Raw genomic sequence first — 15,010 nt, forward strand, 5'->3', positions numbered from 1 at the left:
ACGTCATTTCTACGCGCGTTGCGCAGCGTGCACCCGATGCGGGTGCGGCGCCATACCTCCGGCAGGGCCCATTTGTTGAGCGGCGTGTGTCAGCGAAGAGTCTGGATGAAGCCGATCTTGTCGATCTCGTCGCCCGAACGGCCGTGGAAGCCGGTGATCTGCCAGCCGGTTGGGGCGGTGTGGGTGACGCAGTCGGGGGTGGCGGTGCCGCCGGCCAGGGTGCGGCCGAGGTTCGTCGTGAAGCGCACGTGGAAAATGCGGGTGTGGCCGTCCTTCTGGGCACGGCACAGGTGGGCGGTGGTCACGTACTCGCCACTGCCGAGCCTCAGGGAGGCTGTGGTTCCGCCTGTGCCGCCGTGGGCGAGGGTCGTCCCGTTGTCCAGGGTGATGCCCATCCCGTCGACGCGGGCGCCGGCCCGCAGGGCGATGCCGGTGGCACGGGCGCCGGCGGGGATGCGGTCGATGTCGTTGAAGCGCGTGCCGTGCGGTCCGCCGAACTGCTCGCTCAGACGGTAGGCCGGATTGCGCTCCCAGGAGAACCGGACCGCCACGGGGTCGTGGTCGGAGAGCATGAGCTTGTCGCCTGTGAGGAAATCCGCGTGGTCGTTGGCGTACGAGGTCGCGTTCAGGGAGACCAGCCGACTGCTCCGGTAGAGAACCTTGTCGACGAGCTCGCAGGTGGGAGGCACGGTCGGCGCGGACTGGTCGCAGACGAGGGGCTCGCTGCCCTTCGAGGGCGGGATGCCCCCGCGGATCAGCTCGACCCAGGCGTCTTCGAGGCCGTTGGCGGCCGTGAACTCGGCGATGGTGTCGCCGGCACGGGTGTAGCGGGTGTTGGTGTCGCCCATGACGATGACCGCGTTGCCTGCCGAGTGGCTTCTGATGAACGCGGTGAGCTGGTTCAGGTTGTCGGCCCGCGACGCGAGGTCGCCTGCGCTCGTGCCCGCGTTGGTGTGCAGGTTGTAGAAGTCGACGTACACCCCCTCGGCGAGGCGCTGTCTGGCGAAGCTGAAGCCCTTGGGCGTCAGGCAGTCACCCGAGTCGTACTGGCACGAGTTCCAGCGGACCCGCTCGAAGTCATCGGTGTCGTAAGGGGACTTCGACAGGGTGTTCAGCCCGCTGCCGATGCCCGCCCCGCCGCTGGTGGGGGTGCGGTACGGGTGGGCGGTGTCGGCGGCGTACAGGCGTGCGTGGTAGTTGAAGTCCTCCTGCACGTGGACGATGTCGTACGGTGCGATCCGCCGGCCGATTTCCGTGGTGCTTGGCTCGCGCGGTGTCGGGGCGCTGGAGATGCTCTCGGGCAGTCCGGCGACGTTGTAGGTGAGCACGCTGAAGGCGCCGGAGTCCGCGGCCACCGCCGGTGTCGCCGTCGCGGCGGGTCCGGCAAGTGCGGCGGCAGCCGCCGTCAGCCAGGCAAGGAGTCGGTGCATGGCGGTCTCCTGGTCGGTGGGAGCGGGGGGTGGGGGGCCGGCCGGGCGGGAAGCCGGGTCAGGCTGCGGCCTTGCGCTTGTTGTAGACGTCGAAGCCGACGGCCGCCAGCAGGACCAGGCCCTTGATCACCTGTTGGTAGTCGGTCCCCACGCCCACCAGCGACATGCCGTTGTTCAGGACGCCCAGCACCAGGCCGCCGGTGAGCGCACCGAGGACGGTACCCACACCGCCGCTCGCCGAGGCTCCGCCGATGAAGGCGGCGGCGATCGCCTCCAGCTCGAAGTTGATGCCTGCCTGCGGCGTACCGGCGTTGAGCCGCGCGGCGAACACCAGCCCGGCCAGGGCCGCGAGGACGCCCATGTTCACGAAGGCCAGGAAGACGACCCGCTTGCTCTTCACCCCGGACAGCCGCGCAGCCGCCTCGTTGCCGCCGATGGCGTAGGTGTGCCGGCCGAGGATCGAGTTGCGCATCACGTATCCGAAGCCGACCAACAGGACTCCGAGGATCAGCAGGACGATCGGCACGCCGTGGTAGCTGGCGAGCAGCAGGGTGAAGGCCGTCACGGCCGCCGTGATCGCGCCGAGCTTCACGAGGAAGAGTCCCGCGGGGAGCGGTTCCAGGCCGTACGAGGCGGCCCGCCGTCGTCCGCGTACCTCCTGCAGGATGGCGATGGCCAGCACCGAGAGCCCCAGGAGCAGGGTGAGGTTGTGGTAGTCGGTCGAGGGGCCGACCGCGGGGAGGAAGCCGCTGCTGATGTTCTGGAAGCCCTTGGGGAACGGCGCGATCGACTGACCCTGGAGGAGGATCTGGGTCCCGCCGCGGAACAGCAGCATGCCGGCCAGCGTGACGATGAACGAGGGGATCCCGAGATAGGCGATCCAGAACCCCTGCCAGGCGCCGGCGAGCGCCCCGATCAGCAGCGCGACCGCCAGCGCCAGGGGCCATGCCATCCGGTGCTCGACCATCATCACTGCCGCTGCCGCCCCGACGAAGGCGGCGAGCGAGCCGACCGACAGGTCGATGTGCCCGGCAATGATGACGATCATCATTCCGACGGCCAGGATGAGGATGTAGCCGTTCTGCTGGATCAGGTTGGTGACGTTGAGCGGCTGGAGCAGGATGCCGTCCGTCCAGATCTGGAACAGCAGTACGATCAACGCCAGCGCGAGCAGCATCCCGTACTGGCGCAGGTTGCCTCGCAGTGCCCGGGCCACGATGTGGCCCGCCGACGGTCTCCGGCCGGTCTCCGGCGTACCGGGAGCGGTGTCTGGGGTGGTTCTGGTCTGCGCCATGCCTATACCTGTGTGTCGGTGGATGCGGTGCTCACGGTCATGAGCCGCATGAGGGATTCCTGGGTGGCGTCCGAACGGGTCGCCTCACCGGTGATGCGGCCTGCGGCCATGGTGTAGATCCGGTCGCACAGGCCCAGGAGTTCGGGGAGTTCGGACGAGATGACCAGCACCGTCTTGCCCTCGGTGGCGAGTTCGGCGATGACGGAGTAGATCTCCGCTTTGGCGCCGACGTCGATGCCCCGGGTCGGTTCGTCGAGGATCAGGACCTCCGGCTCGGCGAAGATCCACTTGCTGAGGGCGACCTTCTGCTGGTTGCCGCCGCTGAGCTTGCCGGTCTCGGCGAACACCGAGGGGGCCTTGATGCCCATGGTCCGCCGGAACGATTCGGCGATCCGCGCCTCCTCGTGGCGGTCGACCCAGCCCCGCCGGGCGACCTTGCCGAGGGCGCTCAGCGAGATGTTCCGGCTGATGTCGTCGTTGAGGTGGAGGCCGAGCTGTTTGCGGTCCTCGGTCACGTAGGCGATGCCGTGCCCGATCGCTTCCGGTACCGTCCGGGTGCGGACCTCCCGGCCGTGCAGCCGAACCCGGCCGCCGGTCCAACGGCCGTACGACTGGCCGAAGACGCTCATGGCGAGTTCGGTGCGGCCGGCCCCCATGAGCCCGGCGATGCCGACGATCTCGCCTCGGCGGGCGTGCAGCGAGACGCCGTCGACCACCTTGCGCCGCCGGTCGATCGGGTGCCGGACGCTCCAGTCCTCGATCTCGAAGGCGATGTCGCCGATCACCGGGGTGCGCTCGGGGTAGCGGTGTTCGAGATCGCGGCCGACCATGCCGCGGATGATCCGCTCCTCGGAGATGCCCTCGGGGCCGATCGCGATGGTTTCGATGGTCCGCCCGTCCCGCAGGATGGTGACGGCGTCGGCGACCCGGGCGATCTCGTTGAGCTTGTGCGAGATGAGGATGCAGGAGATCCCTTGGGCCTTCAGTTCGAGGATCAGGTCGAGCAGCTTGCGGCTGTCCTCGTCGTTCAGGGCGGCGGTCGGCTCGTCCAGGATGAGCAGCCTGACCTCCTTGGCGAGCGCCTTGGCGATCTCGACCAGTTGCTGTTTGCCCACGCCGAGATCGGCGATCCGGGTGTGCGGGCTCTCGGCGAGTCCGACCTGCCGGATCAGTGCGGCGGCGTGCGTCAGGGTCCGGTGCCAGCTGATGAAGCCCCGGGTGGCGTGCTCGTTGCCGAGGAAGATGTTCTCGGCGATCGACAGGTGGGGCACCAGGGCGAGTTCCTGGTGGATGATCACGATGCCGCGCTGCTCGCTGGCCCGGATGTCCCGGAACCGGCAGGGCTCGCCCTCGAAGTAGATCTCGCCCTGGTAGGCGCCGTGCGGGTAGACCCCGCTGAGCACCTTCATCAGTGTGGACTTGCCCGCGCCGTTCTCACCGCAGACGGCGTGCACCTCGCCGGGGGCAACGGTCAGGTTGACCTCGGAGAGAGCCCTGACACCGGGAAACGTCTTGCTGATCGACCGCATCTCGAGAACGGGTCGGGCCATGGGTGTGCATCCGTATCGTCGGGGCGGTGCGGAGCCGGGCATGCCGGGTGCCGCACCGCCGGTTCGGTGTCGCCGGACCCGTCGGCCGGTCCGGTCCGGGGCTACTTGAGCTGGTCCGCGGTGTACTGGCCGCTGTCCACCAGGACCTTGCGGTAGTTCTCCTTGTCGACGCTGACGGGCTGGAGCAGCTGCGCAGGGACGGTCTTGACGCCGTTGTCGTACTGCTTCGTGTCGTTGACCTCGGGCTTCCCGCCGGTCAGCAGCGCGTCGCCCATCTGGACGGCTGCCTTGGCCAGTTGGCGGGTGTCCTTGTAGACGGTCTGGGTCTGCTCGCCCGCGATGATCGACTTCACCGAGGCCAGCTCGCCGTCCTGGCCCGTGACGACGGGCAGTGGCCGGCCGGCTCCGTAGCCGACGCCCTTGAGCGAGGAGATGATGCCGATCGAGATGCCGTCGTACGGGGAGAGCACGGCGTCGACGCGGGCGGTGGTGTACGACTTGCTCAGCAGGTTGTCCATCCGCGACTGGGCGAGACCGCCGTCCCAGCGGAGCGTGGCGATCTGGCTGAGCGAGGTCTGGCCGCTCTGCACGACCAGCTTCTTGCTGTCGATGTACGGCTTGAGGACGCTCATCGCACCGTTGTAGAAGAAGGCGGAATTGTTGTCGTCCGGTGAACCGGCGAACAGCTCGATGTTGAAGGGGCCCTTGCCGTCCTTGACGCCGAGCTTCCCGACGATGTAGTTCGCCTGGAGGACGCCGACCTTGTAGTTGTCGAATGTCGCGTAGTAGTCGACGTTCGGAGTGCCGCGGATCAGGCGGTCGTAGGAAATGACGGGGATGCCGGCGTCGGCCGCTTTCTGGAGCACGTTGGTGAGCGAGGAACCGTCGATGGCGCCGATCACCAGCAGGTCGGCCCCCTTGGTGATCATGTTCTCCACCTGGGCGACCTGGTTCTCCACGACGTTGTCGCCGTACTGGAGGTCGGTTCTGTAACCCTTGGCCTGGAATTCCTTGACCATGTTGTTGCCGTCGTTGATCCAGCGCTCCGACGACTTGGTCGGCATCGCGATGCCGACGAGGCCGCCCTTGGCCTCCTCGCTTCCTTTCCCTCCTGCCCCGTTGGCGCTCTGGCCGCAGGCTGCCAGCGACAGGGTCAGACCCAGGGTGACAAGGCCGGCTGAAAGCTTCCGCACAGTTCCTCCAGTGGTGTTCCGCGACCGGCGCAGTGCGACCCGGCCGGGAGGACCGGATGCGGTCGAGCGGCGCCGGTCCGAAGCCGTGTCCGCGCGCTGCGCGGATCGGGTCGTCCGGCGTGTCCGGCCTGGCGATACCTGAGTGTTAACGCTAACAAGAATGTCGTCAAGAGTCTGCGCGATCACCGTTCAGACAACCGGCTTGCAGAACAGAGCCGTTGTCGGTGCGCCGGCTTGGATGGTCGACATGGAGGGAGTCTTGGTCCTGTCGCTCCGTCGTTGGTGCACATGTCTTGTTAGCGCCAACATCAGTCATCAGGTCTCTTCGACAGGCCGGGGCGTGGAGCGGCGACGCCCCGGCCCGTGGACGGTCCGCCTCAGCGGGCGCCGAGGAGGTGCTCGAGAGCGAGCTGGTCCAGTTGCTCGTACGCCATGCCGCGGCGGGCGGCGGCTTCGACGTCGAAGTCGTCGAAGGCGGACCGGTCGGACAGGAGGCCGGCCAGGCCGTCTTCGGCCGTGGGGAGGGCGAGTTCGGGGAGCCGGGAGGCGGCGAGTGCGGCCCGGACCTCCGGATCGGACCGGAAGGAGCGGGAACGCTCCGCCAGGAGAAGGTAGTTGCGCATGCAGGCGGCCGCCGAGGCCCAGACGCCGGCGGCGTCCTCGGTGCGCGGCGGCTTGAAGTCGAAGTGGCGGGGGCCGTCGTAGTCCGCCGACTCCAGCAGGTCGACCAGCCAGAAGGCCTGGCGCAGGTCGCCCGCTCCGAAACGCAGGTCCTGGTCGTACTTGATGCCGGTCTGGCCGTTGAGGTCGATGTGGAACAGCTTGCCGTGCCAGAGGGCCTGGGCGATGCCGTGCGCGAAGTTCAGCCCGGCCATCTGTTCGTGGCCGACCTCCGGGTTGAGGCCGACCCGCTCCGGCCGCTCCAGCTCGTCGATGAACGCCAGGGCGTGGCCGATCGTGGGCAGCAGGATGTCGCCGCGCGGCTCGTTGGGCTTGGGCTCGATCGCGAAACGCAGGTCGTAGCCCTGGGTGTCGACGTACTCGCCCAGCAGGTCGAAGGCCTCCTTCAGCCGGTCGAGAGCGGTGCGCACGTCCTTGGCCGCCCCCGACTCCGCGCCCTCGCGGCCGCCCCATGCCACGTAGACCGAGGCGCCGAGTTCCACGGCCAGATCGATGTTGCGGATCGTCTTGCGCAGTGCGTACCGCCGCACGTCCCGGTCGTTGGCGGTGAAGGCGCCGTCCTTGAAGACCGGATGGGTGAAGAGGTTGGTGGTGGCCATCGGCACCTTCAGCCCGGCGGTGTCGAGAGCGGTGCGGAAGCGCTTGACGGCCTGCTCGCGGGTGGCCTCGCCGGCGGTGAAGGGGATCAGGTCGTCGTCGTGGAACGTGACGCCGTAGGCGCCGAGCCCGGCCAGCCGCTCGACGGTCTCGACCGGGTCGAGGGCGGCCCGGGTGGCGGAGCCGAAGGGATCCTGTCCCTGCCAGCCCACGGTCCAGAGGCCGAAGGTGAACTTGTGCGCGGGGGTGGGGGTGAGCGGGTCGGTGGTCATGAGGTGCTCCGGAGCAGCCGAGGGGTATTTGTAATGGCAAAAAACAAATTAGTATGCAGACAGGCCCGAGGGAACCCCACCGGAGGAAACGCATGTCTGCTCAGCGTGTCGTGATCGGTGTCGACAGCTCCACCCAGTCCACCAAGGCCGTCGCCGTCGACCTGGAGTCCGGCGCCGTCCTGGGTGAGGGCCGCGCCGCGCACACCGTCAGTGCGGGGAGCGGACGCGAGAGCGACCCGGAACAGTGGTGGCGGGCCCTCGGCGACGCCATGGCCGGGACCGGCTGGGCGGACCGCGCTGCCGCCTGCTCGATCGCCGGCCAGCAGCACGGCCTGGTCACCCTCGACGCGGCCGGCCGGCCCGTGCGCCCGGCGCTCCTGTGGAACGACGTCCGCTCCGCCCCGCAGGCAGCCGCACTCGGAGCCGCATTCGGCCCGGCAGACCTCGCGCACCGCACCGGCAGCGTCCCGACGGCAGCCTTCACCTCCACCAAGTGGGCCTGGCTGCGAGCGCACGAACGTGCCGCGGCCGACCGCGTCGCGGCCGTCCGGCTTCCCCACGACTTCCTGACGGAGCGGCTCACCGGCAAGGCCGTGACGGACCGCGGTGACGCCTCGGGAACCGGCTGGTGGGGACCGGACGGCTACGACGAGGACGTCCTCGGCCGGATCGGCCTCGACCCCGGCCTGCTGCCGCGGGTCCTTCCGCCCGGCGCCCCGGCGGGTGCCGTCCGCGCCGGGATGCCCCTGCGCGAGGGCGCCCTCGTGGCCACCGGGACCGGTGACAACATGGCCGCCGCCCTCGGACTGGGCCTGACGCCCGGACGTCCGGTGCTGAGCCTCGGCACCTCCGGCACCGTCTACACCGTCGGCCGGACCCGGCCCGTCGACCCCAGCGGAACCGTCGCCGGCTTCGCCGACGCCCTCGGCGGCTGGCTGCCGCTGGCCTGCACGCTCAACTGCACCCTCGCCGTCGACCGCTTCGCCGCCCTCGTCGGCCGAGACCGCGAGGACGTCGAAGGAGGTGGCACGGCCGTGGTGCTTCCCTACCTCGACGGCGAGCGCACCCCGGACCTCCCGGGCGCGTCCGGCCTGGTCCACGGGCTGCGCCACGACACCACACCGGGACAGCTGCTCCAGGCCGCCTACGACGGAGCCGTCCAGGCCCTGCTCGGGGCGCTGGACGACGTACTGCGAGCCGGAGGCGAGGACCCCGCTCCCGACGAACCCCTGCTGCTGATCGGCGGCGGCGCCCGCGGCACGGCCTGGCAGCGGACCGTCCAGCGGCTGTCCGGCCGCGCCGTCCAGGTGCCCGACATCCGGGAACCGGTCGCCCTCGGGGCCGCCGCCCAGGCCGCCGCACTGCTCACGGGCGAGCCCGCCGACGCCGTCGCCCGGCGCTGGGGGACCGCCGGTGGCCGGGTACTGGACCCCATGCCCCGGGACGATGACACCCTCGCAAGGATCGCCAGTACGCTGCGGAGGGCGCGGGCCTTGCAGGAGGTTCCGCCTGCACAGCGATAGGAGCGGCGGCGCGATGGCGGGGACGGGCAGGGCGAGCGGGGGCGTGGAAGCCGCGCCCGCCTCGCAGCAGGGGATGCGCCGGCAGAACCTCGCGGTGGTGATGGGCGCGGTTGCGGCGCACGGCCCGCTCTCCCGGGCGGACGTCGCCGGCCAGACGGGCCTGACCCGGCCGGCCGTCTCCTCCCTGGTCGACGAGCTCATCGCCCGTCGTGCGCTGACCGAGGCGGAGACCGCGCCCAGTGGCCGCGTCGGCCGCCCCGGACGGGCCCTGGCCCTGAACGACCGGGGTCCCGCAGGCCTCGGACTGGAGATCGGCGTCGCTCATCTCGCCGCCTGCGTCGTGGACCTGCGCGGTGCTCCGCGCGTGTGGCGGCGGGTGGAGCAGGCCAACGCGGGACGGCCGGCCGGGCAGGTCCTGGCGGAGGCCGCCGCGCTGGGCGCCGAGGCGGAGTCCGAGGCCGCGGTCCTCGGCCTGTGGGTCGCGGGCCGGGTCATGGCCGTGCCGGGCGTGGTGCCGGACGGCCCGGGCGGGCTGGTCGCCAACGCCCCGAACCTCGGCTGGCAGACCGTCCGCCCCGCCGACCACTGGCCCGACCCCGACGCGGTGCCGGAGCCGGAGAACGAGGCCAACCTCGGCGCACTCGCCGAGCAGCGGCAGCAGGGACGCCCTGCCGAGACGTTCGTCCACGTTTCCGCCGAGGCGGGGATCGGCGCCGCGCTGGTCCTGGGCGGTCGGCTGTTCCGGGGTGCCCGCGGTTTCGCGGGCGAACTCGGTCACCTTCCCGTGCACCCGGAGGGCCCACCGTGCCCCTGCGGAGCACGGGGCTGCCTGGAGCAGTACGCCGGCGAAGCCGCCGTACTGCGCGAGGCCGGGCTGGCGGGCGCCGGCGACCCGGTGGCCCTGCTGACCCGGAGGGCCCGGGCCGGGGACGCGGCGACCCTGCGCGCCCTGGACCGGGCCGGACGCGCCCTGGGCCTCGCACTCGCCTCGGCGGTCAACCTGATCGACCCGGACGCCCTGGTCCTGGGCGGCGCCTACGCCGAACTGGCCGACTGGCTCCTGCCGCCGGTACGCGCCGAACTGGCGGCCCGGGTCACCGTCCGGCCCTGGCCACCGGAGGCGGTGCGGCCCTCGGCTCTCGGGCGCCGCGGCCCGGTCCTCGGCGCCGCCTGGTCCACCGTCCACCGGATCATCTCCGACCCGGCGCAGCTCCCCGCCTTCTGAGGTCTGTCGCTACGCGCCGGCCCTACGCGCCGCCCGGAGGGTGCAGCTGTCCGGTCCGGGCCACCCGGGAGTACCAGTGGGCGCTGGATTTGGGTGTGCGCTTCAGGGTGACGTAGTCGACGTGTACGGCGCCGAACCGCTTGGCGTAGCCGTACGCCCACTCGAAGTTGTCGAGCAGGGACCACAGGAAGTAGCCGCGCACGTCCGCGCCGTCGGAGATCGCCCGGTGCACGGCGTCGAGGTGGGCGTGGATGTAGGCGGCGCGCTCCGGGTCGTGGACCGTACCGTCCGGGCCGGTCTCGTCCTCGTACGCCGCCCCGTTCTCGCTGACCACGAGCGGCAGGCCGGGATACCGGGCGGCGGTCCGGGTCAGCAGGTCGTACAGCGCGCTCGCGTCCACCGCCCAGCCCATCGCAGTACGTTCACCGGGCGCCCGGTGGAAGGCGATGTCGTCCGCGCCGGGCCAGGGCGAGTGCTCGCTGTCGCCGTGGCCGTCGTCCTGCGGCTTCTCCCGGCCCGCCGCGACGAGCGAGACGACCGTCGGGGTGTAGTAGTTGACGGCCAGCAGGTCCAGCGGCTGGTGAATGGCCGCGGTGTCGCCGTCCCGGACGAAGGACCAGTCGGTCAGGCGCGCGGTGTCCCGGAACAGGTCCTGGGGGTAGGCACCCTCCAGCATCGGGCCCAGCCAGATCCGGTTGCCGACGGCGTCGATGCGGCGGGCCGCCTCCGCGTCCTCCGGCGAAGCGGTCCGCGGGCGGACCTCGTGGAGGTTGAGGGAGACGGCGAGCTGAGCGTCCGCGGGCAGCGCCGCCCTCAGGGCCTGAACGGCCAGGCCGTGACCGAGATTGAGGTGGTGGGCCGCGCGCAGGGCGGCGACCGGGTCGGTGCGGCCCGGGGCGTGGACTCCTGAACCGTAGCCGAGGAAGGCACTGCACCAGGGCTCGTTCAGAGTGGTCCAGCGCGCGACCCGGTCCCCGAGGGCATCGGCGACGAGGCCCGCGTACTCGGCGAACCGCTCGGCGGTCGAGCGCTCCGGCCAGCCACCCGCGTCCTCCAGGTCCTGGGGGAGGTCCCAGTGGTAGAGGGTGAGCGCGGGTGCGATGCCGGCAGCGAGCAGTTCGTCGACGAGCTGCCGGTAGAAGTCCAGACCCTTCTGGACGGCGGGGCCCCGGCCGGTCGGCTGCACCCGTGACCAGGACACGGAGAACCGGTAGGCCCCCATCCCGAGGTCGGCCATGAGGCGGACGTCCTCGCGGAACCGGTGGTAGTGATCCACGGCGACGTCACCGGTGTGGCCTGCGAAGACCTTTCCCGGGGTGTGCGAGAAGGTGTCCCAGATGGACGGGGTCCGGCCGTCCTCGCGGACGGCGCCCTCGATCTGGTAGGCGGCGGTGGCCGTTCCCCAGAGGAAGCCGGGCGGGAACGTGCGGGCGGCGGTGAGGGGCCGGGTCTCGGACGCGGTCATGGGTGAGCGCTCCCAATGCAGGTTCGGATGGAGTCGTGCCGGATCGGTACGGTGGCGGAAGACGGGCGTGAGGACGGGAGGCCGTCACGTCTTGACGGCGCCGGCCGTGATGCCGCCGACGACGTGCTTGCCGAGGACGGCGAAGACCAGCAGCAGGGGCACCGTCGATATCAGGGCGCCGGTCAGCACGACGGCCTGGTTGACGGTGTGGTTCCCCGCGCCGAGGCCGGCCAGGGCGACCTGGAGCGTGGGGTTGCCGTCGGGGGTCAGCGCGATGAACGGCCAGAAGAAGTCGTTCCAGGCCTGTACGAAGACGAGCATGCCGAGGACCGCCATCGCGGGCCGTGCCACGGGGAACACCACGTGCCAGATGATCCGAAGGCTGTGCGCACCGTCGATGCGGGCCGCCTCCACCAGCTCGGTCGGCAGTGCCTCGATCAGGAACTGGCGCATGAAGAACACACCGAAGGCCGCGACCAGGGAGGGCAGGACGACCGCCTGGAGCCGGTCGACCCAGCCGAGGTCGGTGATGATCTGGTAGAGCGGGATCACGCTGAGCTGCGGCGGGATCGTCATGGTCGCCACCACCAGCGCCAGCAGGGCGCCCCGGCCCTTGAAGGGCAGCTTGGCGAAGGCGAAGCCGGCCAGGGTGGAGAACAGCACGGTGGAGAGGGTCACCAGGCCGGCCACGATCGTCGTGTTGACCAGTGCCTCGCCCATGTCGACCTGGTTCCAGGCGAAGGAGAGGTTGTCGAGGAGCCGGGGACCCGGCAGGAGCGGGGCCGGTGCCTCGACCACGCGCTCGCCGGTGTGGGACGCGGCGACGAGGTTCCAGTACAGGGGGAAGAGGGAGACGAGGGCGGCCAGGCCGAGCAGGACGTAGGTCAGCGGTCCGGCGTGGTGCTGGCGTCCGGCCGACGGGCGCAGCCGCCCGGTACGAGGCGCCCTGGCGGTGGTCGTGTCGCGTGTGCGGGTCACGGGCTCAGCTCCCTGCCGTCGTGCGCGTGCGGCGGGCGAGGTTGCGGTTGCGGTTGCGGTTCAAGCGGGACACGACCTTCCGGAGGCCGCCGACGAGCAGGAGGAGCAGGAGCATGACCCAGGCGATGGCGGAGGCCTGGCCCAGCGCGCCGGTCACCCACCCCTTCTCGTACATGAGCAGGCTCAGCGTCTGGAACTGGTTGCCGCTGCCGCCGCTGATGCCGACGCTGCCGCCGAACAGCATCGGCTCGCCGAAGAGCTGGGTGGCACCGATGGTGGAGACGACGATGGTGAACAGGATCGTCGGCCGGATCGAGGGGATGGTGACGCTGAGGAACTGGCGCCAGCGGGAGGCGCCGTCCAGCGCGGCGGCCTCGTAGAGGTCCTGGGGTACGGCCTGCATGGCCGCGAGGTAGATCAGTGCGTTGTACCCCGTCCACCGCCACGTCACGATCGTGGAGATCGCGATCTGTGCGGGCCACTTGGAGGACTCCCAGGCGACGGGGTCGAAACCGGCCCGGCCCAGGACCGTGTTGATCAGCCCGTAGTCCGTGTTGAAGAGCTGGGCGAAGACCAGCGTGGCCGCGGCGATCGACGTGGCGTACGGGGCGAGGACCGCCACCCGGAAGAACCCGCGTCCGCGGAGTTTGTAGTTGAGCAGATGAGCGAGGCCGAGGGCCATCAGAAGCTGCGGGACGGTCGAGATCACACCGATGGTGAACGTGTTGGCGAGCGCGTTCCAGAAGAAGTCGCTGCTCGCCAGTGAGCTGTAGTTGTCCGCCCCCTTCCACTGCGCGCTGCCGCCGAGCTCGACCCGGTGCAGGGAGAGCCAGCCGGTGTAGATCAGGGGGAAGAGGCCGAAGGCGGCGAAGGTGAGGAAGAAGGGGGCGACGAAGACGTACGGGACCGCCTTCAGGTCGAGGCGGTAGAGCATGCTGCGCCGGCTGCTCGGGCCGGAGGGTTGCCGTCCGGTGAGGGGGCCGGCGCCCGGGGCGGGCGGGGCGGAGCCACCGCTCGCCGTCCGTGTGGAGGTGGCCACGGGGGCTTCCTTCCAGGTCGATGCGTGCAGGGACGCGGTGGTGCGGACGGTCGACGGCCCGCTGCACCCGCCGGGGAGGCAGCGGTGGTGGCGGGCCGTCGCCCCGGCCCCACTACTGTTCGATCTTGTCGTCGACCAGCTTCCTGACGTTCTCCCACGCCTTCGCCGGATCGGTGCCGCGCTGCTCGATGTCGAGGATGCCGTTGTCGGTGAGGAAGGTCTTCACCTGGCCGTCCCAGCGGCTGATCGGGGCGGGCGTGATGCCGGCCGCGGCCTGCGAGTAGATCTTGCCGACCGGGGTGTCGCCGAAGTACGGCAGCTTGGCGTTCTGGACCGCCGGCGAGCGGAGGGTGTCCTTGGAGGAGGGGATGTTGCCGTTCACGCCGAAGACCTTGGCGTGCTGGGCCGGAGCGGTGAGCCAGGCGGCGAGTTCGGCCGCCTCCTTGGCGTGCTTGCCAGACTTGGGGACGGCGAGGAAGGAGCCGCCCCAGTTCCCGGCCACGGGCGGTGCGGCGATGTCCCACTTGCCCTGGTTGTCCGGGCCTGCCTGGTCCTTGATGATGCCCGTCATCCAGCTGGGGCAGGCGACGGTGGCGAATTTCGAGTTCTTGAAGGCCGCGTTCCACGTGCCCTTCTCGTCGAACTGGCGCAGCTTCGCCGTCAGTCGGCCCGTGGCCGCGGCCACGGCGGTGTTCCATGCCTTCTTCACGCCGGGACTGTTCTCGTAGTCCAGCTCGCCCTTGGCGTTGGCGTACTGCACCGGCTCGCTGGAGATCACGGCATTGAACAGGCCGCCGGCGGAGTCGTGGAACGCGGTCCCCGCGGGGGCCTTCTTCTTGTAGGTCTCGCCGGTGGCGATGAACTTCGCCCAGTCGCCGGCCCACAGTTCGGCGACCTCGGCCCGGTCGGTCGGCAGCCCGGCCGCGGCGAACAGGTCCTTGTTGTAACAGATGGCCATCGGCCCGATGTCCGTGCCGAGTCCGATGACCTTGCCGTCGCCCGTGGTGGCCTGCTTGACCTTCCAGTCGAGGAACGCGCCGAGGTCCGCGCCGCCCGCCGTGCCGAGATCGGCCCACTTGCCGGCCATGGCGGGTCCGGTGGCCTCCGCGATGTAGCCCACTTCCAGGGCCTGGATGTCCGCGAGACCGCTGCCGCGGGCAAGGCGCAGCTTGAGCGTGTCCCAGTACTTCTGGCCGTCCGCGACGTTGGACTCCACGATCTTGATGTTCGGGTGGGTCCTCGTGTACTCGGCGTAGAGCTTGGCGCCGGTCGCGTCGTCGTAGCCGAAGGAACCGAAGGTCCCGATCCGCAGCGTGATGGTGCCGTCGGCGGCCGTGTCGTCCCCGCTGCCGCTGCAGCCGGTCAGCAGGGCCGCACCGGTGGCCATGACGGCGACCGCGGCGACTGCGTTGCCCACGGTGCGGCGTCCGCGTCCGCGCTCGTGCCTGCTGCTGGAAGTACGCATTGCACTCTCCTCGTCCCCGGTGCTGTTCGTGGTGCGCCATGGGTCCGGCGGGCTGTTGGCGGCTCGGCCAGGGGTGCTCGGACCCGATGTGAAAGCCGATGTCGCATCCATGGATGGGAGCGCTCCCACTTCGATGCCGGAAGGTTGCGGCCTTGCGGCTGCGGGTGTCAAGGGGTGAATCTGAATCCCTGGCGCAAGCGGCGCTTGGTGCAGGCACTTCGTTCTCCAGAACTGCCGTGGTGGCTGCAACTGTGGTGTCGGGAGAGGATCGGGAGTAGGCTGGGAGCGCTCCCAACTC

At 70.6% G+C, this 15,010-nt stretch carries 11 protein-coding genes; 2 read left to right on the forward strand and 9 right to left on the reverse strand.

Translation table 11 applies throughout. From position 1 onward, the window contains the following. Positions 1 to 89: 89 nt before the first annotated feature. The 5 genes from LG634_RS27305 to xylA form a co-directional block, all read right to left on the reverse strand. Positions 90 to 1,430, reverse strand: coding sequence for a jacalin-like lectin (locus tag LG634_RS27305; protein ID WP_226737360.1), 1,341 nt, complete (start codon positions 1,428 to 1,430; stop codon positions 90 to 92). 58 nt (positions 1,431 to 1,488) lie between these two features. Further along, positions 1,489 to 2,724 carry a multiple monosaccharide ABC transporter permease gene (mmsB, locus tag LG634_RS27310; protein ID WP_226737362.1) on the reverse strand — a complete coding sequence of 412 codons (1,236 nt, stop codon included), beginning with the start codon at positions 2,722 to 2,724 and terminating at the stop codon, positions 1,489 to 1,491. 2 nt (positions 2,725 to 2,726) lie between these two features. Further along, positions 2,727 to 4,274, reverse strand: a complete 1,548-nt coding sequence (mmsA, locus tag LG634_RS27315; RefSeq protein ID WP_226737364.1) for a multiple monosaccharide ABC transporter ATP-binding protein — start codon at positions 4,272 to 4,274, stop codon at positions 2,727 to 2,729. 101 nt (positions 4,275 to 4,375) lie between these two features. Next, positions 4,376 to 5,467 carry a multiple monosaccharide ABC transporter substrate-binding protein gene (gene chvE, locus LG634_RS27320; protein WP_308072682.1) on the reverse strand — a complete coding sequence of 364 codons (1,092 nt, stop codon included), beginning with the start codon at positions 5,465 to 5,467 and terminating at the stop codon, positions 4,376 to 4,378. A gap of 377 nt (positions 5,468 to 5,844) precedes the next feature. Continuing rightward, a complete protein-coding gene (gene xylA, locus LG634_RS27325) occupies positions 5,845 to 7,017 on the reverse strand; it encodes a xylose isomerase (protein WP_226737366.1) in 1,173 nt (390 codons plus the stop codon). 92 nt (positions 7,018 to 7,109) lie between these two features. On the opposite strand from xylA, the gene xylB reads away from it, so the two are divergent. Then, a complete protein-coding gene (gene xylB, locus LG634_RS27330; RefSeq protein ID WP_226737368.1) occupies positions 7,110 to 8,540 on the forward strand; it encodes a xylulokinase in 1,431 nt (476 codons plus the stop codon). Positions 8,541 to 8,553: 13 nt separating this feature from the next. Continuing rightward, positions 8,554 to 9,765: an ROK family protein gene (locus LG634_RS27335; RefSeq protein WP_226737370.1), complete on the forward strand. Its 1,212-nt coding sequence runs from the start codon at positions 8,554 to 8,556 to the stop codon at positions 9,763 to 9,765. Positions 9,766 to 9,787: 22 nt separating this feature from the next. Here the strand turns inward: LG634_RS27335 and LG634_RS27340 are convergent, their stop codons facing one another. The 4 genes from LG634_RS27340 to LG634_RS27355 all read right to left on the reverse strand — a co-directional run bounded on the left by LG634_RS27340 (position 9,788) and on the right by LG634_RS27355 (position 14,712). Beyond that, complete coding sequence (locus tag LG634_RS27340; protein ID WP_226737372.1) at positions 9,788 to 11,230, reverse strand: GH1 family beta-glucosidase; 1,443 nt, start codon at positions 11,228 to 11,230, stop codon at positions 9,788 to 9,790. 84 nt (positions 11,231 to 11,314) lie between these two features. Beyond that, entirely contained in the window at positions 11,315 to 12,208 is an 894-nt protein-coding gene (locus LG634_RS27345) for a carbohydrate ABC transporter permease (RefSeq protein ID WP_372482496.1), read from the reverse strand. Between the two features lie 4 nt (positions 12,209 to 12,212). Then, a complete protein-coding gene (locus tag LG634_RS27350) occupies positions 12,213 to 13,247 on the reverse strand; it encodes a carbohydrate ABC transporter permease (RefSeq protein WP_226737374.1) in 1,035 nt (344 codons plus the stop codon). Between the two features lie 112 nt (positions 13,248 to 13,359). Beyond that, positions 13,360 to 14,712: an ABC transporter substrate-binding protein gene (locus LG634_RS27355; RefSeq protein ID WP_226737376.1), complete on the reverse strand. Its 1,353-nt coding sequence runs from the start codon at positions 14,710 to 14,712 to the stop codon at positions 13,360 to 13,362. Between the last annotated feature and the right edge of the window lie 298 nt (positions 14,713 to 15,010).

This window comes from Streptomyces bambusae (assembly GCF_020532645.1).
GTDB lineage: Bacteria > Actinomycetota > Actinomycetes > Streptomycetales > Streptomycetaceae > Streptomyces > Streptomyces bambusae.

Bases quoted from the DNA above. Each gene is read 5' to 3' on its own strand.
- LG634_RS27305 (WP_226737360.1), bottom strand. From the start codon at position 1,430: ATGCACCGACTCCTTGCCTGGCTGACGGCGGCTGCCGCCGCACTTGCC.
- mmsB (WP_226737362.1), bottom strand. From the start codon at position 2,724: ATGGCGCAGACCAGAACCACCCCAGACACCGCTCCCGGTACGCCGGAG.
- mmsA (WP_226737364.1), bottom strand. From the start codon at position 4,274: ATGGCCCGACCCGTTCTCGAGATGCGGTCGATCAGCAAGACGTTTCCC.
- xylA (WP_226737366.1), bottom strand. From the start codon at position 7,017: ATGACCACCGACCCGCTCACCCCCACCCCCGCGCACAAGTTCACCTTC.
- xylB (WP_226737368.1), top strand. From the start codon at position 7,110: ATGTCTGCTCAGCGTGTCGTGATCGGTGTCGACAGCTCCACCCAGTCC.
- LG634_RS27335 (WP_226737370.1), top strand. From the start codon at position 8,554: ATGGCGGGGACGGGCAGGGCGAGCGGGGGCGTGGAAGCCGCGCCCGCC.
- LG634_RS27340 (WP_226737372.1), bottom strand. From the start codon at position 11,230: ATGACCGCGTCCGAGACCCGGCCCCTCACCGCCGCCCGCACGTTCCCG.
- LG634_RS27355 (WP_226737376.1), bottom strand. From the start codon at position 14,712: ATGCGTACTTCCAGCAGCAGGCACGAGCGCGGACGCGGACGCCGCACC.